Annotated in this window: 20 protein-coding genes and 1 pseudogene; 6 read left to right on the forward strand and 15 right to left on the reverse strand. The window is 63.7% G+C overall.

Features of this window, described 5'->3' with window-relative positions; all coding sequences use genetic code 11:
• Positions 1–17 precede the first annotated feature (17 nt).
• The gene (locus IVA78_RS15065; RefSeq protein WP_247278601.1) at positions 18–1,295 is read left to right on the forward strand and encodes a YeaH/YhbH family protein; all 1,278 of its coding nucleotides are present in this window, start codon (positions 18–20) and stop codon (positions 1,293–1,295) included.
• Positions 1,292–2,827, forward strand: a complete 1,536-nt coding sequence (locus IVA78_RS15070; RefSeq protein WP_247278349.1) for a SpoVR family protein — start codon at positions 1,292–1,294, stop codon at positions 2,825–2,827. Before IVA78_RS15065 ends, IVA78_RS15070 begins: the two co-directional genes overlap by 4 nt.
• Positions 2,828–3,054: 227 nt before the next feature.
• Here IVA78_RS15070 and IVA78_RS15075 read toward each other — a convergent pair whose 3' ends face one another.
• The 5 genes and pseudogenes from IVA78_RS15075 to IVA78_RS15095 all read right to left on the reverse strand — a co-directional run bounded on the left by IVA78_RS15075 (position 3,055) and on the right by IVA78_RS15095 (position 5,418).
• Complete coding sequence (locus tag IVA78_RS15075; RefSeq protein WP_247278602.1) at positions 3,055–3,498, reverse strand: DUF1801 domain-containing protein; 444 nt, start codon at positions 3,496–3,498, stop codon at positions 3,055–3,057.
• 13 nt (positions 3,499–3,511) lie between these two features.
• Positions 3,512–3,715 carry a hypothetical protein gene (locus IVA78_RS15080; RefSeq protein WP_247278350.1) on the reverse strand — a complete coding sequence of 68 codons (204 nt, stop codon included), beginning with the start codon at positions 3,713–3,715 and terminating at the stop codon, positions 3,512–3,514.
• Between the two features lie 42 nt (positions 3,716–3,757).
• The gene (locus IVA78_RS15085; protein ID WP_247278351.1) at positions 3,758–4,189 is read right to left on the reverse strand and encodes an SRPBCC domain-containing protein; all 432 of its coding nucleotides are present in this window, start codon (positions 4,187–4,189) and stop codon (positions 3,758–3,760) included.
• Complete coding sequence (locus tag IVA78_RS15090; RefSeq protein ID WP_247449812.1) at positions 4,186–4,509, reverse strand: metalloregulator ArsR/SmtB family transcription factor; 324 nt, start codon at positions 4,507–4,509, stop codon at positions 4,186–4,188. Before IVA78_RS15090 ends, IVA78_RS15085 begins: the two co-directional genes overlap by 4 nt.
• Positions 4,510–4,813: 304 nt before the next feature.
• Positions 4,814–5,418, reverse strand: a pseudogene (locus tag IVA78_RS15095) (hypothetical protein).
• Between the two features lie 325 nt (positions 5,419–5,743).
• Here IVA78_RS15095 and IVA78_RS15100 point away from each other — a divergent pair.
• Both IVA78_RS15100 and IVA78_RS15105 read left to right on the forward strand, forming a co-directional pair.
• The gene (locus tag IVA78_RS15100) at positions 5,744–7,261 is read left to right on the forward strand and encodes an SUMF1/EgtB/PvdO family nonheme iron enzyme (RefSeq protein ID WP_247278353.1); all 1,518 of its coding nucleotides are present in this window, start codon (positions 5,744–5,746) and stop codon (positions 7,259–7,261) included.
• 17 nt (positions 7,262–7,278) lie between these two features.
• Entirely contained in the window at positions 7,279–7,728 is a 450-nt protein-coding gene (locus IVA78_RS15105; RefSeq protein ID WP_247278354.1) for a DUF4399 domain-containing protein, read from the forward strand.
• Here the strand turns inward: IVA78_RS15105 and IVA78_RS15110 are convergent, their stop codons facing one another.
• The 10 genes from IVA78_RS15110 to pqqA all read right to left on the reverse strand — a co-directional run bounded on the left by IVA78_RS15110 (position 7,729) and on the right by pqqA (position 17,735).
• Positions 7,729–8,784: a 2-oxoacid:ferredoxin oxidoreductase subunit beta gene (locus IVA78_RS15110; RefSeq protein WP_247278355.1), complete on the reverse strand. Its 1,056-nt coding sequence runs from the start codon at positions 8,782–8,784 to the stop codon at positions 7,729–7,731.
• Complete coding sequence (locus IVA78_RS15115) at positions 8,781–10,628, reverse strand: 2-oxoacid:acceptor oxidoreductase subunit alpha (RefSeq protein ID WP_247466139.1); 1,848 nt, start codon at positions 10,626–10,628, stop codon at positions 8,781–8,783. The genes IVA78_RS15110 and IVA78_RS15115 overlap by 4 nt, the downstream gene beginning before the upstream one ends.
• Positions 10,598–12,397, reverse strand: coding sequence for an FAD-dependent oxidoreductase (locus IVA78_RS15120; protein WP_247466142.1), 1,800 nt, complete (start codon positions 12,395–12,397; stop codon positions 10,598–10,600). The genes IVA78_RS15115 and IVA78_RS15120 overlap by 31 nt, the downstream gene beginning before the upstream one ends.
• Positions 12,398–12,632: 235 nt before the next feature.
• Positions 12,633–13,310 (reverse strand): DUF4286 family protein, encoded by a 678-nt coding sequence (locus IVA78_RS15125; RefSeq protein ID WP_247278358.1) that lies wholly within the window; start codon positions 13,308–13,310, stop codon positions 12,633–12,635.
• Between the two features lie 13 nt (positions 13,311–13,323).
• Entirely contained in the window at positions 13,324–14,310 is a 987-nt protein-coding gene (pip, locus tag IVA78_RS15130) for a prolyl aminopeptidase (protein ID WP_247466145.1), read from the reverse strand.
• Complete coding sequence (gene pqqE, locus IVA78_RS15135) at positions 14,300–15,499, reverse strand: pyrroloquinoline quinone biosynthesis protein PqqE (RefSeq protein WP_247278360.1); 1,200 nt, start codon at positions 15,497–15,499, stop codon at positions 14,300–14,302. The genes pip and pqqE overlap by 11 nt, the downstream gene beginning before the upstream one ends.
• Entirely contained in the window at positions 15,496–15,807 is a 312-nt protein-coding gene (pqqD, locus tag IVA78_RS15140; RefSeq protein ID WP_247278361.1) for a pyrroloquinoline quinone biosynthesis peptide chaperone PqqD, read from the reverse strand. The genes pqqE and pqqD overlap by 4 nt, the downstream gene beginning before the upstream one ends.
• Before the next feature lie 12 nt (positions 15,808–15,819).
• Entirely contained in the window at positions 15,820–16,599 is a 780-nt protein-coding gene (pqqC, locus tag IVA78_RS15145) for a pyrroloquinoline-quinone synthase PqqC (RefSeq protein WP_247278362.1), read from the reverse strand.
• The gene (gene pqqB, locus IVA78_RS15150) at positions 16,596–17,525 is read right to left on the reverse strand and encodes a pyrroloquinoline quinone biosynthesis protein PqqB (protein WP_247278363.1); all 930 of its coding nucleotides are present in this window, start codon (positions 17,523–17,525) and stop codon (positions 16,596–16,598) included. Before pqqB ends, pqqC begins: the two co-directional genes overlap by 4 nt.
• Positions 17,526–17,654: 129 nt before the next feature.
• The gene (pqqA, locus tag IVA78_RS15155; RefSeq protein ID WP_007595659.1) at positions 17,655–17,735 is read right to left on the reverse strand and encodes a pyrroloquinoline quinone precursor peptide PqqA; all 81 of its coding nucleotides are present in this window, start codon (positions 17,733–17,735) and stop codon (positions 17,655–17,657) included.
• Positions 17,736–17,982: 247 nt separating this feature from the next.
• Here pqqA and IVA78_RS15160 point away from each other — a divergent pair, with 247 nt between their 5' ends.
• Together IVA78_RS15160 and IVA78_RS15165 are read left to right on the forward strand one after the other, a co-directional pair.
• Positions 17,983–18,240 carry a hypothetical protein gene (locus tag IVA78_RS15160; protein ID WP_028177529.1) on the forward strand — a complete coding sequence of 86 codons (258 nt, stop codon included), beginning with the start codon at positions 17,983–17,985 and terminating at the stop codon, positions 18,238–18,240.
• Between the two features lie 124 nt (positions 18,241–18,364).
• The gene (locus IVA78_RS15165) at positions 18,365–19,765 is read left to right on the forward strand and encodes an amidase family protein (protein ID WP_247278364.1); all 1,401 of its coding nucleotides are present in this window, start codon (positions 18,365–18,367) and stop codon (positions 19,763–19,765) included.

A 19,765-nucleotide genomic window follows, 5' to 3' on the forward strand; every position in this document is an offset into this window, starting at 1 on the left:
CGGATGGGAAAGTGGCCATTCACATTATTGACAGGCGCCTGAATCCAGGCGGCAAGAGTCTTGAGAACCGGCAGCGGTTCTTGCGTCGGGCCAAATCCCTGGTGCAGGGCGCCGTCAAGAAGACCTCGCAGGAACGCGACATCAAGGACGTCCTGGAGGGTGGTGAGGTCACGATCCCGCTCGACGGAATGCACGAGCCGCGCTTCCGCCGGGAGGGCGGCACGCGCGACATGGTGCTGCCCGGAAACAAGAAGTTCGTCGAGGGAGACTATCTCCAGCGCTCGGGCCAGGGCAGCGCCAAGGATTCCGGTCCGGGCGAGGGCGACAGCGAGGATGCCTTCCGGTTCGTGCTGAGCCGCGACGAGTTCGTCGACCTTTTCCTCGACGACCTCGAACTGCCCGATCTTGCCAAGCGCAAGATCGCGCAGACCGAGAGCGAGGGCATCCAGCGCGCCGGCTACACCACCTCGGGCTCGCCGGCCAACATCTCAGTGAGCCGGACGGTTCAGCTCGCACTCGCCCGCCGCATCGCGCTCCGGCGTCCCCGCAAGAGCGAGATCGAGGAGCTGGAGGCCGAGATCGCCGCCTGCACCGACGAGGAGGTTCGCGTCGAGTTGCTCGACAAGCTCGCAAAACTCAAGGCGAAATCCAAGCGCATCCCTTTCATCGACCCGCTCGACATCCGTTACCGCCGCTTCGAGACGGTGCCGCGGCCGGTGGCGCAGGCGGTGATGTTCTGCCTGATGGACGTCTCGGGCTCGATGTCCGAGCACATGAAGGATCTCGCCAAGCGCTTCTACATGCTGCTCTACGTATTTCTGAAGCGCCGCTACAAGCATGTCGAGATCGTCTTCATCCGGCACACTGACCGCGCCGAGGAGGTCGACGAGCAGACCTTTTTCTACGGCCCGGCCTCGGGCGGCACGCTGGTCTCCAGCGCGCTCCAGGCGATGCACGAGATCGTGCGCGAGCGCTTCAATCCGGCGGACTGGAACATCTATGCCGCGCAAGCCTCCGACGGCGACAATTCCTATTCCGACGGCGAGCTCACGGGCCTGCTGCTGACCGATAAGATCCTGCCGGTCTGTCAGTTTTTTGCCTATCTCGAGGTCGGCGAGTCCGGCGGTAGTGCCTTCGATCTCTCCGACTCCTCGCTCTGGACCCTTTACGAGCGCCTGCGCAGCAGCGGCGCACCGCTCTCGATGCGCAAGGTCTCGGAGCGCAGCGAGATCTTTCCGGTGTTCCACGACCTGTTCCAACGCCGCGAAACCAGCCAGGAGAAGGCCGCTCCATGACGGAACGCTTGTTCGAAGGCGCGGATTGGGATTTCCACACCTTGCAGCGTATCACCGATGCCTGCGAGGAGGTGGCGTTGCAGGATCTCGGGCTCGACGTCTATCCGAACCAGATCGAGGTCATCACCGCCGAGCAGATGCTGGACGCGTACTCGTCGGTCGGCATGCCCCTGTTCTACAAGCACTGGTCGTTCGGCAAGCATTTTGCGTTCCATGAGGCCTCCTATCGCAAGGGCCTGATGGGGCTCGCCTACGAGATCGTGATCAACTCCTCGCCCTGCATCTCCTACCTGATGGAGGAGAACACGGCGACGATGCAGACGCTGGTGATCGCGCACGCGGCCTTCGGCCACAACCACTTCTTCAAGAACAATTATCTGTTCAAGCAGTGGACCGACGCCGACGGCATCCTGGATTATCTCGACTTCGCCAAGAATTATGTCGCGAGCTGCGAGGAGCGCTACGGCCGCATCGAGGTCGAGCGCACGCTCGACGCTGCGCACGCGCTGATGTCGCACGGTATCGACCGCTATCCCGGCAAGAAGAAGCTCGATTTGCGCGCTGAAGAGAAGCGGGCAGGGCGCCGCCGTCAGCATGAGGAGGAGGTCTTCAACGATCTCTGGCGCACGGTCCCGAAGGGGGTTGCCAAGAGCCGGTCCGCACTCAGCGTCGAACGCCGCCGCAAGCTGCTCGGCTTGCCGCAGGAGAATTTGCTGTACTTCCTGGAGAAGAGCGCACCGCGGCTGGCCCCGTGGCAGCGCGAATTGCTGCGCATCGTCCGCCACATCGCGCAGTATTTCTATCCACAGAGCCAGACCAAGGTCATGAACGAGGGGACGGCGACCTACGTCCACTACCGCATCATGACCAAGCTGCACGAGCAGGGCCGCATCACCGACGGCAACTTCCTCGAGTTCCTGGGGTCGCACACCAACGTGGTGTTCCAGCCAGAATTCGACGATCCGCGCTTCTCCGGCTTCAATCCCTATGCGCTCGGCTTCGCCATGATGCAGGACATCGAGCGCATCGTCACCAGGCCGGAAGATGAGGACCGCGAATGGTTCCCCGATATCGCCGGCAAGAACGACGTGATGGGCGTGCTGCGCGACGTCTGGGCCAATTACCGCGACGAGAGCTTCGTCGGCCAGTTCCTGAGCCCGAAGCTGATGCGGCACTTCCGCATGTTCCACCTGCATGACGATCCCGAGGAGCGCGCGGGGATCCGGGTCGACGCCATCCACGATGAGCGCGGCTTCCGCCGCGTCCGCCGCGAGCTGGCACGGCAGCACGATGTCGGCTACATCGACGCCAATATCGAGGTCGTCGACGTCGATCTCTCCGGCGACCGCCGGCTGATCCTGCATCACCACGTCATCAAAGGCTCGCAGCTCAACGAGACCGACGCCAAGCGCGTGCTCCAGCACCTGGCCGATCTCTGGACGTATGACGTCGCACTGATCGAGGTCGACGCGAACGACAAGGTCCTGCGCGAATATGTCGTGAGCCCGCGCCCGATCACCGCGGCAGCCTGAGGCGGTTTGGTACGCGCGACGCCTGATTGGCTGAGACTCAGCTAGACGCCGGCGAAGGTGCGCTCCCTCCCCGCTTGCGGGGGAGGATTGGGGAGAGGGTGTCTCCGCAGTGGGACTCCCCCAGACGAGAGAGCCCTCACCCGGCGCTACGCGCCAACCTCTCCCGCAAGCGGAAGAGGTTGAAGCGAGCCCGCGGCTGCTCAAGTGACCAACATGGCCGTTGTATTCTAAGCCGGCCGCTTCACCGGTCTCTTCTTCACCTTGCTCGCATTCAGCTCTACCGCCGCGCGGATCAGTGCCTTCAACGCTTTCTCGTTGAGCTTCTCGCCCTCGCGAATATCGATCGCGCGCCGCACGTTTCCGTCGAGGCTGGAATTGAACAGGCCCGCCGGATCCTCCAGCGCCGCGCCCCTGGCGAACGTCATCTTGACCACAGCCTTGTAGGTCTCGCCGGTGCAGATGATGCCGTCGTGCTCCCACACGGGAACGCCGCGCCACTTCCACTCCTCGACGACATCAGGATCGGCCTCCTTGATCAGCTCGCGAATTCGCCCCAGCATCTCGCCGCGCCAGTCGCCAAGCTCCTTGATCCTGCCATCGATCAGCTTGGAGGGTGAAGCTTCAGTCGAGTCTGTCGTGCTGTGCTTCTTCGCGCTGCCAACGTTTTTCATCATCTCGCCTCGTTCACGCGTTGCTGCGGCTGACATAGGGCAGCGCGAACAAATATAGCCCGGTCGCAAGCAACGGAATGAGCGGGACGAGCGCCAGGAAGCCGATCCAGAGCGCCTGGACCTGCATGGCCATGGCGACGATGTTCGCGATGACGGCGAGCGTGAAAGCCATCGACAGCCAGCGATGAATCTGTCGAATCCAGATATGCGTGCTCATTGGGACCTCCTTTTGAAATGGATCGGATGGACGCCGACGGAGCTAGCCTGCCCGCGCCAGCAGCTCGTCCAGCTTGGCAAAGAACTGCTTCCAGCCGGCATGCGCGCCGCCATAAGCCTGCTTCTGCGTCGGGCTGAAGCCCGCCTGCTCGACACGCAAATGAGTGCCTGCGCCCGTCGGTGTCAGCGTGAAGGTCACGACGCTTTTCAGGTCGAACGCCGCATCCTGATGCGAGAAATTCCAGGTATAGGCGAGCGTCTTTTCCGGCTCGATAGTGAGCACCTCGCAATCCAGCACGCCGCCCCATTCGCCGCGAAGATTGAAGCGGTGGCCGACGACGGGCTTGAAGTCGTTCTTCATCAGCCATTCCTCGATCAGATGCGGCTGCGTCAGCGCGCGCCAGATTCGCTCCGCCGGGGCGGCAAATTCGCGCTCGATCACCACGGAGCGCGTTTCGCTTGAGGCTTCGTTCATTGGTCCATCCTCTTCAGGAGATCGTCGAGGGCGTCGAGCCGCCTCTGCCAGAAGCCGGCCATCTGGCTGGTCCAGTCGATCAGCGGATTGAGCGCGCCGGGCTGCGCGCTGTAATGGGTCTGGCGTCCCTCGTGGCGGTCGCGCACCAGCCCGGCCTGTTTCAAGACGCCGAGATGTTTCGAGACCGCCGGCTGTGACACGCCGGATCGCGCGGTCAGTGCTCCGACCGTCTGCTCGCCCTCGCGGCACAGCCGCTCGAAGATCGCCCGCCGCGTCGGATCGGCGAGCGTCCTGAATAGGAGGTCGTGAGCGGCGGACATGGAGGATCCATAACTCATAAGTTATGATGAACTCATAACCATAGAGTTATGGATGCGTCAAGTGCGATGCGAATGAGTGAGAAGTCGGCACCGGGGGCTCCCTCTAACCTCTCCCGCTTGCTTGCAGGAGAGGTCGACGCGAAGCGTCGGGTGAGGTCCTCAACCTGCTGCCCGCGCTGGCTTCGGTGGCGGCTTGTGCAGGCGAGGGCTCAAGCGCCGCGCCCAGCGCCGAGACGGCGCTCCACAAGAGGTTGCGGCGGTTCACGGCGATCTCGCTCGACTGACCGAATTCGCCGGAGACATATCAGTCGTGACGCAATGCGGCGAGTTCCTTGCGGTCGGTCACGAGAGAGGCGCACTCGCTCGTGTCGGTACGGTCGAGGCGGAAAATCCTGTCGTCCGCGCCGGCCACCAGCGATTGTTCGGCCTCGTGGTCCGGCTTGTTGTTCTGCTAGACCCGCACCCGTTCGAGCCGCACGATTGCCGACTTGTCGTCCTTCGATAGCGCAACACCGATGCCGCCGCCCTCGCAGTCGACGCACCTCGTTGCCGCTCTTGGTGAACACGGCGTGGCTACACGAACCGCTGGAATCGAAATCGCCGGGGCGGTGACGGTACCTGAAGCCGAGGCGGAAGGAGTTGTGGAGCTCCTGGTCCTCCTCGATCTCTGCGGAGATCAGCAGCTTCATCGCGGCGACCTTCTGCTTCGGGTGCCGCGCCAGGTGCTCGGTATCGTAGCGCCGCACGAAGCAGGCATAGGCCTTGTTGCCGGGCGCGCCGGCATACATGCGCGCATTGAAGGTTTCGGCTTCGGCCTTGCTGGCCTCACGGATATTCGTCGGCCTTGTCGGCACGGGCGACGCTGCTCAGCGCAGCCAAAGTCAGGGCAGCAACGATCGAGAGCTTCATGATGCCCTCGAGCGCGTGACAACTCGACCGCACCCGGACAGAACTGCTGTCTGTTAGACGCAGGCGAGGCGCACCGCGTTCAAGCTGAGCAAGTCGCTCGTGCGACCATCGGCGGCGCGGCCTCGGCCCTGTGCTTTCGCGCCGGGCCTTAGTCATCGGCGGGATCAAGAAGGTTCAAGCGGTGTTGCGCTTCGATCCTTCGGAACTCGATGCTGGCGATTGCTGCGACATTGTCTCGGTTCGTCAATGTGGTAGCCTTCACAGAACGACGGCCTTGGCTGTCGTAAGCTGGGGCTGCCTTGTAAGTTTGTGGAGTCCCCCCGCAATGGGCGAAATTCGCAACTTCAGATCCGGAAATCAGGATGGGCCGCCCCCGCACGGCCCCATGCCTCGTCGTCTCGCGGCGATCATCGTCGGCGACATCGCCTCCTACAGCCGCATGATGCAGGCTGACGAGGAGGGAACGCATGCCCGGGTCAAGCGGATCGAGCGGGATATCATCCAGCCCAGCATCGTCGAGCACCACGGAAGTCTGGTGAAGACGACGGGCGATGGTTTCATCGCCATTTTCGACAGTCCTGTTGAGGCCGTTCGATGCAGCATTGTCATTCAACAAAATCTCCTCGGCCGCAACGCCTCGCTTCCGAAGCATTCGCGGCTCGAATACCGAATTGGCGTCAATCTCGGCGACGTGATCGTAGAGCCGGACGATGTCTACGGCGATGGCGTCAACATTGCCACACGCATTGAGGGCATTGCCGAGCCCGGTCAGGTCTATATTTCGGGCGCGATCTACGAGCAGATCAAGCACAAGGTGGTGTGCGGCTATGAGTCGCTTGGGGACCGCAAGGTCAAGAACATCACCGATCCGGTGCGCGTCTATCGCGTGCTGCCGGACGCAGATGCTGTCGGCAGGACGCGAGGCCGGCGCGAGAATGTCCTGATCTTCCTCCTGAGCATTACCGTCATGGTGATCGCCACAGGCGTGCTCTGGTATTTCTTGGCGCAGCCCGGCAGGATCGACGAGCACGCCGCCACGCCAACCGCTTCTCCGGCCGCATCACCGATCCCCCAGCCGCTGCCGCGCGAGGCGGCGACCCAGACGCCGCAACCATCTCCGTCATTGGCTGCGTCGCCGTCACCGGCACCCAGCCCATCGGCGGCGCCGCCCCGCGAACCCGGGATGATCGCCATTCGCGGCGGCAGCTTCGCGATGGGAAGCAATGACGATCCGACCGAACGGCCTGTCCACCAGGTCACGGTCAAGCCGTTCTCGATCGGCAAATATCCGGTGACGGTGCAGGAGTGGAACGAATGCGCCGCCGCCAAGGCGTGCGGATTCACGGCCACCGGCAAGGACGATGCCCCGGTCAGCAATGTGAGCTGGACCGATGCGCAGCAATATGTCACGTGGCTTGCGCAGGCGACGAAGAAGCCCTACCGGCTTCCGAGCGAAGCCGAATGGGAATATGCGGCGCGCGGCGGAACGCAGACGAAATATTGGTGGGGCGACAAGCTTCAGCCGGGCATGGCCGGGTGCAAGGATTGCGGTGATCTTGCGACCGAGCAGCCGGCCAAGGTCGGCAGCTTCAAGCCGAATCCATTCGGGCTCTATGACATGGGCGGCGGCATCGATCAGTGGGTCGAGGACTGCTGGCACAGGACCTATCAGGGCGCGCCGAGCGACGGCTCGGCGTGGAGCAGCGGAGATTGCAGCTCTCATGTCCTGAGGTCGGGCTCTTGGAAGAACGACTCAAGATATGTGCGGCCGTCAAACCGCGATGGTTACGACACCAATGTCCGTTACCCCACGCATGGATTCCGTGTCGCACTCAGTCCGTAAGTGCAGGAGTCAATTTGATGAAGATCATTTCTTGTGTCGCACTGGCGGCGGCCATCGCATTGCTCCCGGGCGCAGCCTGTGCGCAGGGCAAGACCGCGCCGAAGGATGCAAAGCTGTACTTCATCACGCCGCGCGACGGACAAAAGATTCGCGGTGCATTCTGGGTCCGGTTCGGCTTGCGCAACATGGGCGTGACGCATGCCGGCGACGACTACCAGAACGCCGGTCATCACCATCTGCTGGTCGACGTCAACGATCCCATCGATCCCAAGGAGCCGATCCCGCAGGATAAGTCGCACTTGCATTTCGGTGCAGGGCAGACCGAAACCATGCTCGACCTTCCACCGGGGACTCACACGCTCCAATTGGTGCTCGGCGACGCCAAGCACTATCCGTTCGAGCCCCCCGTCGCGTCGGAGAAGATCACGATACGCATCCGGCCGACGGTCTCGGCGCGGAGCAAATGATCACCGCAGGCTGGCATTGATCTTGTCCAGCACTGCCGAGCCTGGGCAGAGCGTATCCGCCTCCAGCGAGTTGAGCGGCGTCTCGACGGTGTTGAGGTGCTCGTGCAGATCGTCCGCGTCGGGGTCGACATAGAGCAGGCCGGTGACGATCTGGCCCTTGGCGGCGTGCTTCTGCAGGAATGTCATCGCGCCGAGACGGTCGTGCGGGTCGTAATCGGCATCGATCTTGCGCAGGGCGATCTTGTTGCCGTCATGCTGCTCGACCAGCTGCACCGTGCCCGGCGCATAGTCCACCGCGATCGGATCGCGGCCGACCAGCACGTCGAGCCGGTTCACCGCGTCGTTGTGCTCCCGGACATAGTCGAAGCTCTTGGTCGAGCCGGCGTGATTGTTGAAGGCGATGCAGGGGCTGATGACGTCGATGAAGGACGCGCCCTTGTGCCGGATTGCGGCCGCGATCAGCGGCACGAGCTGGCTCTTGTCGCCGGAGAACGAGCGCGCGACGAAGGTGGCTCCGAGTTGCAGCGCGATCGCGACGAGGTCGATGGCGTTGTCGGTGTTGGTGACGCCCTTCTTGGATTTCGAGCCACGGTCTGCCGTCGCCGAGAACTGGCCCTTGGTCAGGCCATAGACGCCGTTGTTCTCGACGATATAGGTCATGTTGACGCCGCGCCGGATCGAATGCGCGAACTGGCCGAAGCCGATCGAGGCGGAATCGCCGTCGCCGGAGACGCCGAGATAGATCAAATCGCGGTTGGCGAGGTTGGCGCCGGTCAGCACGCTGGGCATGCGGCCGTGCACGGAGTTGAAGCCGTGTGAGTTGCCGAGGAAATAGTCCGGCGTCTTCGATGAGCAGCCGATGCCGGAGATTTTTGCGACCCGGTGCGGCTCGATCGAGAGCTCATAGCAGGCCTCGATGATCGAGGCGGTGATCGAATCGTGGCCGCAGCCGGCGCACAGTGTCGAAATCTTGCCTTCGTAATCGCGGCGGGTGTAGCCGAGCTCGTTCTGCTTCAGTCCGGGATGATGGAATTTCGGCTTAGCAATGTAGGTCATGACACGGCCTTGCGGAGCGGGGTCACCTTGAGGTGATCCTGATGGTCGCCAATGGCTTTTACGATGAAGCGGGCGGTGATCGGGGTGCCGTCGTAATGCACGATCGGCACGAGCCGGACCGGGTCGATGCCGTTCTCGTTGACGATGAGCTGGCGCAGCTGGCTGTCGCGGTTCTGCTCGACCACGTAGACGAAGTCGTGCTCGGCGAGGAAGCTGGCGACGCTGGAGTGGAACGGGAAGGCGCGGATGCGCAGGCGGTCGAGCTGATGCCCGCGCGCTTCCAACAGCCCGATGGCTTCGTCCATCGCCGGCGAGGTCGAGCCGAAATAGATCACGCCGTATTTGGTCGGCCGTTCCGCATTGGCCTGCAGCGGCCGCGGGACCAGGTCTTGGGCGGTCTCGAACTTGCGGACCAGGCGCTGCATGTTGTCGGCATAAACCGTGCCTTCCTCGGAATAGCGCGCGTAACGGTCACGCGAGGTGCCGCGGGTGAAGTAGGAGCCCTTGGTAGGATGTGTGCCGGGATAGGTGCGGTAGGGGATGCCGTCGCCGTCGACGTCGAGATAGCGGCCGAAATCGCGGCCTTCCTCCAGCATTTCCGCGGTCATCACCTTGCCGCGGTCGTATTGCCTTGAATCGTCCCACTTCAGCGGACGGCAGAGGCGGTGGTTCATGCCGATGTCGAGATCGAGCATCAGGAAGATCGTGGTCTGGAGCCGCTCGGCGAGGTCGAACGCGGCAGCCGCGAACTCGAACGCTTCCGCCGGATCTTCCGGGAATAGCAGCACATGCTTGGTGTCGCCATGCGAAGCATAGGCACAGGCGATGATGTCGCATTGCTGGGTCCGGGTCGGCATGCCCGTGGAAGGGCCGGCGCGCTGGATGTTCATGATCACGGCCGGAATCTCGGCGAAATATGAGAGGCCGATGAACTCGGTCATCAAGGAGATGCCGGGGCCGGAGGTCGCGGTGAAGGCGCGCGCGCCGTTCCAGGAGGCGCCAATGACGATACCGATCGAAGCCAGTTCGTCTTCGCCCTGCACGATCGCGTATTTCGCCTTGCCGGTCTCAGGATCATGCCGGTACTTCTTGCAATGGGCGGTGAAGGCCTCCGCCACCGACGACGACGGCGTGATCGGATACCAGGCGCACACCGTGGCGCCACCATAGACGGCGCCGAGCGCGGCGGCGCTGTTGCCTTCTATGAAGATGCGGTCGCCGACCTTGTCCGATTTCTTCACGCGCAGCCCGATCGGGCATTTCAGGTTCTGGAGTGCCCAGTCGCGGCCGAGATGCAGCGCGTGGACGTTGGAGGACAAGAGCTTCTCCTTGCCCTTGTACTGCTCGCCGATCAGCTGCTCGATCAGCTTCGGATCCATGTCGAGCAGCGCGCTGAGTGCGCCGAGATAGATGATGTTCTTGAACAGCTGGCGCTGGCGCGGATCGGTGTAGGTCGAGTTGGTGATCGCGGTGAGCGGCACGCCGATCACGGTGATGTCGTCGCGGAATTTGCTCGACGGCATCGGCTTGGTGGAATCGTAGAACAGATAGCCGCCGGGCTCGATGCCCGCGACGTCCTTGTCCCAGGTCTGCGGGTTCATCGCCACCATCATGTCGACGCCGCCGCGGGCGCCGAGATGGCCGTCTTCCGTCACCCGCACCTCGTACCAGGTCGGCAAGCCCTGGATGTTGGAGGGGAAGATGTTGCGTGGGGAGACCGGAACGCCGTGGCGCAGGATCGCGCGCGCGAACATCTCGTTGGCGCTGGCCGAGCCCGAGCCGTTGACGTTGGCAAAGCGGACGACGAAGTCGTTTACGCTGCTGATCGGCTTTTTGTCGGGCATGCTGAACCTGCGTGGGTCATCTCGATGAAATATTTCTGCATGTCCCAGGCGCCGGTGGGACAACGCTCCGCGCACAGCCCGCAATGCAGGCAGACATCCTCGTCCTTCACCATCACGCGCCCGGTCTTGAGATCCGAGGAGACGTAGAGGTCCTGGTCGGGATGCGGCGCGGGGGCCTTCAGGCGCTGGCGCAGGTCGCTTTCCTCGCCGTTGTCAGTGAAGGTGATGCAATCCATCGGGCAGATGTCGGCGCAGGCATCGCACTCGATGCAGAGCGATGTCGAGAACACGGTCTGCACGTCACAGTTCAGGCAGCGATGCGCCTCGCCGAGCGCGAGTTTGACGTCGTAGCCGAGCTCGACCTCGGCGCGGATGTCCTTCAACGCGACGACCTTGTCGCGATGCGGCACCTTGAAGCGCTTGTCGATGGAGATGTCGTTGTCATAGCTCCATTCGTGGATGCCCATCTTCTGCGAGGAGACGTGCACCTCCGGCAGCGGGCGATCTTCGATAGCCTCGCCCGAGAGCATCTTGTGGATCGACAGCGCGGCATCATGGCCGTGCGCGACCGCCCAGATGATGTTCTTCGGGCCGAACGCCGCATCGCCGCCGAAGAAGACTTTTGGATTGGTCGAGACGAAGGTCTTCGGATCGACCTTGGGCATGTGCCATTTGTCGAACTCGATGCCGCAATCCTGCTCGATCCACGGAAAGGCGTTCTCCTGGCCGACCGCGACCAGGACGTCGTCGCATTCGAAGGTCTGGTCGGGCTCACCTGATGGAACGAGGTTGCGGCGGCCTTTGGCGTCGTATTCGGCCTTCACTTTCTGAAAGGTGATGCCAGTGAGCTTGCCATTGTCGTGGATGAAGGCGACGGGAACGAGGAAGTTGAGGATTGGGATGTCCTCGTGGAGCGCGTCCTCCTTTTCCCAGGGCGAGGCCTTCATTTCCTCGAAGCCGGAGCGCACGACGACCTTGACGTCTTCGCCGCCGAGGCGGCGCGCTGTGCGACAGCAATCCATCGCGGTGTTGCCGCCGCCGAGCACGATCACGCGCTTGCCGACCTTGTCGGTATGACCGAACGACACCGAGGCCAGCCACTCGATGCCGATATGGATGTTGGCGGCTGCCTCTTTCCGGCCGGGAATGTCGAGCTCGCGGCCGCGCGGCGCGCCGGAGCCGACGAAGATCGCGTCATAATTCTCCCCAAGCAGCGCCTTCATGCTATCGATGCGATGGCCGCCTCTAAACTCGATGCCGAGAGCCAGGATGTAGCCGGTCTCCTCGTCGATCACGGAATTGGGCAGGCGGAATTTCGGGATCTGCGTGCGCATCATGCCGCCCGCTTCCGGATCGGCATCGAACACGGTGCAGTGATAGCCGAGCGGGGCAAGATCGCGCGCCACGGTCAGCGAGGCGGGACCGCCGCCGACCAGCGCAACGCGCTTGCCGTTCTTCGGCGCGGGTCGCGGCAGGCGCTGCTTGATATCGTCCTTGAAGTCGGCGGCGACGCGCTTGAGGCGGCAGATCGCGACCGGAGTTTCCTCGACGCGTCCGCGGCGGCACGCCGGCTCGCATGGACGGTCGCAGGTGCGTCCCAGAATTCCGGGAAACACGTTCGATTTCCAATTGATCATGTAGGCGTCGCTGTAGCGGCCTTGTGCGATCAGTCGGATGTATTCGGGAACCGGGGTGTGCGCAGGACAGGCCCATTGGCAATCGACCACTTTGTGAAAGTAGTCGGGGGCCGCGATATCGGTCGGTTTCATTCCTACCCTGTCCGCGCAGGCTCAAAGACCCCGCGGCCTTTTCTTGAGCTTGGCGGACGCTTATTGCGTCTCGATCTGGTTTCTGAATGGCATCATTGGGTTAGCTTATTAGAACGGCTCCGAAGTACAACGGCAAATTTACGCGATCACCGCCTTTCATAGGAGCCACGCGCGCACAGCATCAACGCGGCGCGCGAGGTGCGTGCGGTGCAACATGTTGCGATGCGTGTGCGCGCTAGCTGCGCGTAAGGTCACTCTTCGCGAGGTCCCACATCAGGCAATAGGTGCCGACGGAGATCGGAAGCGGAAAGGGCGCCGCGGCGGGACCGGTGAAGCGCTCGGCGATCACGGCCGAGACCGCGCCGACATGGGTGCCGTCGATCAGCACGAACCAGTCGCGCGCGCCTTCATGGCGTACCGCTGGAATTTCCGCCGTTGCACCCGACAATTCGGGCTCGCTCTCCAGGAGGTGCATGGAGACGATGCCGTCGCACGTGTCCGGCGCCAGCTTGTCTTGCAGTGCATCACGCCATGGCGCTGCGTTGTCGGGCCTTGGCCGCAGCCGCACCACGCCGAGCGCGGCGCCGCGTCCGGTGCCGTTGCTGATGGTGATGCGCGCGACGACGCGGAGCATGTCCTTGAAACGCGCCATGCTCTGCCGCGACCAGTCGGTCGGGCTCGCAAGCCGCGCGCGGTAAGCCGGGCTGTCGAGCACGTCGAGCGTGGCGGTCGAATACAGGCAGAGATATTTGGGATTGGCGGCATGCGCGACATAGCGCCGCGCCTCCAGGAAGCCGTCGATCGCGACGCGCTCTTCCAGATGCTCGCGATCGTACCAGCGGTTGAAATCGGCCTCGTCGGCCGCCTCGATGTTCATCGAGGTCAGCAGCATGCCTTTCCCGGCGAGCGGCATTTTTCTTATCCTGTTATCGCGCGGTCTTCGAGGCGAGGTCTGCGATCGACTTCATGACCGCGTCTCTCACGCCGGCATCATAGAGCGAATGGCCGGCTTCTTCCACGATGCGAAGCTCGGAACCCGGCCAAACTTTCGCGAGCGCCTGCGACGTCTCGGGCGGGCACAACAGATCGTAGCGGCCCTGGACGATGATGCCAAGGATGCCTTTGAGCCGCCCCGCATTGCGCAACAGCTGGCTCTCGGTCATGAAGCTGTCGCTGACGAAATAATGCGCCTCCATGAATGGGGTCGCGGGCAGCGTGCGCCACACGTTCAGCGATGCGAGATCGAGCCGCGTCTTTGCGGGCTTGTGCTCGGACAAGGTGCGCTCGGTGTCGTGCCAAGCCCGCGCGGCCGGACCGTGCACGGCGGGATCAGCATCAAGGATGCGGCGCCAATAGGCCTCCACCGGCCGCGCGCGCTCTTCGAGCGGCAGCACGCCAAGAAAATCCTCGTAGAGCGCAGGATGGAACTGCGACAGGCGCGACGTGAACGCCGCTTCGACCTCTGCCCGCGTGCCGAGGAACGTCGCGCGCAGCGCGATGCCAGAGACGCGCTCGGGATGCGCCTCTGCATACGCCAGCGCCAGCGTCGCGCCCCAGGAGCCGCCGACCACGATCCAGCGGTCGAAGCCGAACTTCTCTCGGATTTTCTCGATGTCGGCGATGAGGTGCGCCGTCGTGTTGTGCTCGCGCGATCCCTTCGGCCGGCTGCGGCCGCAGCCGCGCTGGTCGTGCAATACCGCGCAGAAGCGGTCGGGATCGAACAGGCGGCGATGATCGGGCTGGCAGCCGCTGCCGGGTCCGCCATGCAGATAGACCGCGGGAATGCCGTCCGCGCGACCGACGCTCTCGACATAGAGCTCGTGACCCTCGCCGACATCGAGCATGTCGGACGTCAGCGGCGCAAAGGGATCGGCGCGTCTGGCGGATGCGGCCGCGTCGACGTCAGGTCCCATTCTCGGATTCCAGAGTGCCGCCGGCGAAGTTGCGATAGAGGAAGCGGTTGGTCTCGCCCTCGGCCTCGCGCTCGGCCTGCTTGAAGATGGTTTCGTGCAGCGGCGACAGCGCGCAGGCCGGGTCGGTGTTGGCGGCGTCGCCAGTCAGCGCGAAGGCCTGGCAGCGGCAGCCGCCGAAATCGATCTCGCGGAATTCGCAACTCTTGCACGGCTCCTTCATCCAGCCGGTGCCGCGATAGCGGTTGAAGGCGTCGGAGTTCTGCCAGATCCAGGCGATCGAGTGATTGGAACGCACGGATTCGAACTCGAGCCCGGTGATGCTCTCGGCGGCGTGGCACGGCAGCACCTTGCCGGCGGGCGAGATGTTGAAGAACTGCCGGCCCCAGCCGCCCATGCACTTCTTCGGCCGCAGCGCGTAATAGTCGGGAACGACGTAGTCGATCGTAAGCCGGCCCTTGAGCCGCTCGCGCGCCTCCTCGACGATTTCAGTGCACTCGTCGAGCTGCGCCACCGTCGGCATCAAGGCGGCGCGATTCTTCAGCGCCCAGCCGTAATATTGCACGTTGGCGACCTCGAGCCGGTCGGCATCGAGATCGACCGCCATCTGAATGATGTCGGGGAGCTGATGCAGGTTCTGCCGGTGCATGACCGCGTTCACGGTGAGCGGCAAATCGAGCTCACGCGTCCACTTCGCCACTTCCAGCTTCTTGCGGTGGCCATTCCTGTAGCCGGCGACTCGATCCGCGAGGCCTTCCTCCACGCCCTGAAAACTGATCTGTACATGGCAGAGCCCGGCATCCGCGAGATCGCTCAGCCGCTCGCGCGTCAACAGCACGGCCGAGGTGATCAGGTTGGTGTAGAGCCCGACATCGCTCGCGTGCTTGACCAGTTCGACCAGGTCCTTCCGCGCCGTCGGCTCGCCGCCAGAGAAGTGGACCTGGAGCACGCCGATCTCGGCGAGCTCGCTCAACACCTTCTTCCACTCATCCGTGGTCAGCTCCTTGCCCGCGCGGTCGAGCTCGACCGGATTGGAACAATAGGGGCATTGCAGCGGACAGCGATGGGTGATCTCGAGCAGCACCGCGAGCGGAATGCCAAACGTCTCCGCCGTCGAGCGCTGCTTCTCCAGCACCGCGAGGCTGTCGCTGGCGTCTGGCGGGATGGTAGGAATGCCGAGCACATCGCTCATGGCGTCTTCTCCCGGGCCTCAGTGAGAAAGCCCTTCTCGGCGAGATCCTGGAGCATGACGATGACGTCGGCGAGGATCGCCTCGCGCGGCGCGGCGTATTTCGCCGCCAGCCGATCGGCGATCTCGCCGACATTGCGCTGGCCGTCGCAAAGCTGCAAGACCTCGACTGCGATCTCGTCCGGCGCCAGCACCCGTTCCGGTGCTAGGATCACCCAGACCTTTCGGGTCTCGTCATATTTGAGCTTGGCGTGCCGCGGCAGCACGGGGCGGCTTGCCTCGCTGACGCTGATGTTCCGCGGCCCGGCCATTACAGTTCCTCTTCAGCTCGCTTTGGGCACGAAGGCGCCCGGTGGAATGTGGCCCTCGACATAGGCATGATAGAGTGCATCGAGCTGCACCCACAGCACATTGGTTTTGAAGATCAGCGCATTGCAGACCTGCGCGCGCTGCTCCGGCGTCTTGGCGTGCGCCTTGACGTAGTCGAGCGCAAAGCCGGCGTCGCGCGGCGCCTGCGCCAGGCGCCGCTCGAAGTAGCTCATGATATCGGGATTGACGAAGTCGTAGTGCTCCAGCATTCCGGAGATGCGCTCTTCGTGCAGGTTGGGCGCGAACAGCTCGGTGAGCGAGGAGGCGATCGCCTCCAGCGGGCTCTTCTCGCGGCAATAATGGACATAGGCCTCGACCGCAAAGCGCGTCGCCGGCAAGATGCCTTCCGTCGATTCCACGTAAGTCGTGTCGAGCCCGAGGCCTTCGGTCAGCTTCAGCCAGCGCTCGATGCCGCCCTCGCTACCGAGATCGCCGTCATGGTCCTCGATGCGGTGGCGCCATTCCAGCCGTGTGGCGCGGTCGCGGAAGCGCGAGATCACCACCGCGTCCTTGATCGGGATCGTGCTCTGGTAATAGTAGCGGTTGAGCGCCCAGGCCTGCACCTGGCCCTTGTTCAGCTTGCCGCCGTGCAAGAGCTTATGGAACGGATGCAGGCTGTGATAGCGCGTCGCCCCGATATGGCGCAACGTCGCCTCGAGCTCCTCGGCCGAGTTGAGCTTGATGTCCTTGCCGATCGAGAGCGCGGTCATTCCTGTCAGTGACGCGGCATTCACAGCACGATCTCCGTTCCGTCAGCGGGTATTTGCCAGCCCGCTTGTTCAGTGGCTTTCCGCTCGGGTGAAGCGGGCAGCAGTGCCGGGTTCGAGTTATTGATATGCAGAAATATCTTCCTGTCGATAGCGAGATCGGCAAGCCGCGCGATCGCGCCGTCGTCGCCGGACATCGCGACATGGCCCATGCTCTTGCCGGTCTTGTGGCCGAGCCCGGCCCTGATCATCTCGTCGTCGCGCCATACCGTGCCGTCGAAGAACACCAGCGCTGCGCCGTCGATCTCGCCCTTGAGCGCGTCGGTCACCTCGGCGCAGGCGGCGATGAAATAGAAGCACTTGCCGGTTGTCTTGTCCGTGACCTTGAGGCCCAGCGTGTCGCCGTCGCCGGTCGCCCCGCCGGGATGCGCCTTGCCTTCCAGATACCAGGCCGATTTGCCTGATACCGCAAACGGCAGCACCTCGATCCCCGAGCGCGCGCCGTCAGGCAGCCGCGGCTCGAACGGCTCGCCGATTCCGATCGATTGGCGCCGCACGTTCTTCTCGTTCAGCACGTTGAAGATGCTGTTGGCTTTCAGGATCGCCAACACCTTCTCATGCGCATAGACCGTGAAAGGCGAGCCCTCGCGCATCGACAGCAGGCCTGCGACCGCGTCCACTTCGCCGTTGGTGAGGATCACGCCCGCAATCGGCGTATGGCGCAGCGCGCCCGCCCTCGGGTGCAGCTGCGGCGTGGCGTTCAATTGCTGGCGGAGGTCGGGGGAGGCGTTGATCAGGAACCAGTGCTCGCCGTCGCCGCTGAAGGCGACCGACGCCTGGGTTCGCTGAAGCTCATGGCCGCTGGCACGGGCTGCTCGGCAGCCCTCGCAGCCGCAATTCCATTGCGGCACTCCGCCGCCGGCTGCGGCGCCCAGGACGACGACGCGAAGCATGATCCGTCTCCTGGAGGGAACGCTGCGAGGTGGATCTCGGGTCGACACCGAACGCCGACACACATCGTGTCTTCCGGCAACCTATTGTGACCGAAAGATCCACCTGCGCTGAACGCAATCGCCTACCGCTTACTTGCGGGTGGCGCTCACATACATGTTGATTTCCATGCCACAGGGCACTTCGACGATTTTCGGGGCTTTCCAGGCCATTTTGGCTCTCCATTTTCGCGAAATCGGACGTATCCGCCCGCTGGTAAAGTAATGCGGGCGCAAAAGTTCGCCAGTGAAATTTTCCCGAGAAGCCCATGTTGCATCGCGAAAAATGTCGGGGAACGTCACTTCTGATGACCCTGCCTTGCGCATGGCGCATTCGGTCGCGAACCCTGTCCTGATAAAGCGGTTGTGAGTGCAGTGCAGCTTTCAATCCGGTACCGGCGACCCAAACTGGAACTCGGTAATGCCCAGATATTTCTTCAACACCCGTATCGGCGACGAGTTGATCGTGGATCCCGACGGCGAGGATCTGCGCAATCCCGATCGCGCCTGGGAGGTCGCGCGCCAGATGATCCTGGAGGTGGTGAAGTCGGAGGGCGCCCAGCCGGCCCTGCTCGAGGCCGTCATCGAGGTGACCGACGACGACGGGGAAATCGTGCTGGAGTTTCCCTTCACCGAGGCGCTGCTGGACATACCCGACCAGTCCGCGACGCGGCATTAGACGCTCGCGAGCAGCCCGGTCGGCCAATCCAATCCGCACTAGCACCCGGCCTTCATCCCTGCGAAATCCGCATGGCTTTGCCGCCTTCCCGGCGCTAAAAGACCCCGGTCATACGGAGCATGTCATGCAAGATCTCTGGCGCCTGTCGGCCGCCGACCTCGCCACTCTCGTCAAGTCCAAAAAGGTGTCCGCCAGGGAGGCAGCTCAAGCTGGTCTCGCCCGCCTGGACGCCGTCAATCCCGCGCTCAATGCGGTGATCGACCACCGCCCGGACGACGTGATCAAGCAGGCTGACGCCGTCGATGCCGCCATTGCGCGGGGCGAGGACCCCGGTGTTCTCGCCGGTGTGCCCGTCACCATCAAGGCCAATGTCGACCAGGAGGGCTTTGCCACCACCAACGGCTTAAAGCTCCAGCGCGACGTGATCGCGCGCGAGGACAATCCGGTGGTCGCCAATTTCCGGAAATCGGGCGCCATCCTGCTCGGCCGCACCAATTGCCCCGCCTTCTCCTATCGCTGGTTCACCACCAATCTGATCCATGGCGACACCAAGAACCCCCGCGATGCCTCGCTGACTCCAGGCGGATCCTCCGGCGGCGCCGGCTCGGCGGTTGCAGCCGGCATCGGCCACATCGCCCACGGCACCGACATTGCCGGCTCGATCCGCTATCCCGCCTATGCCTGCGGCGTGCACGGCCTGCGGCCGACGCTCGGCCGCATTCCCGCTTTCAATCCGGCGCTGCCGGAGCGCCCGATCGGGCCGCAGATCATGGCCGTGTCCGGCCCCCTGGCGCGCACCGTCAACGACTTGCGAATTTCACTCGCCGCGATGTCGGCCCGCGACGTCCGTGATCCCTGGTTCGTGCCGGTGCCGCTGGAAGGCCCGGCCAGGCCGAAGCGCGCCGCGCTCTGCCTCAATCCGGGCGGCCTTGCTACCGCGCCGGAGGTGAAGGCCGCGGTGAGCGATGCCGGCAAGCGACTGGAGCGCGCGGGCTGGACCGTCGACATCATCGAGGACACGCCGCCGATGCGCGAAGCGGTCGAGTGGCAGATCAAGCTCTGGCTCGGCGATGGCTATGAGGCGCAGCTTGAGATGGCCGAGCGCGAGGGCGATCCCGGCGCGCTGGCGTGCCTGCGCGGCAACCGCAGCAGGGTAACACCAATGGACCAGGCGAATTACGCGAAGGCGCTGACCCGAAGAGCCACGTTGACCCGCGAATGGATGCTGTTCTTCGAACAATATGCGGTGCTGCTGACGCCGGTCTCTGGCGAGCTGCCGTTCCCCGATCATCTCGACCGCAAGGGCGATGAATCCTTCAAGCGCGTCTGGGAAGCGCAGCTGCCACAGATCGCGATTCCCTTCATGGGCCTGCCAGGCCTCGTGGTCTCCACCGGTCTCGTCGGCAAGGCGCCGGTCGGCGTACACATCGTCTCCGGCCGCTATCGCGAGGATCTGTGCCTGCTCGCGGGCGAGGCGATCGAGGCCGGCGGCGTGCCGCCGTCGCCGATCGATCCCGTGGGCTAG

It is taken from the genome of Bradyrhizobium sp. 137, from assembly GCF_023074095.1.
Lineage (GTDB): Bacteria > Pseudomonadota > Alphaproteobacteria > Rhizobiales > Xanthobacteraceae > Bradyrhizobium.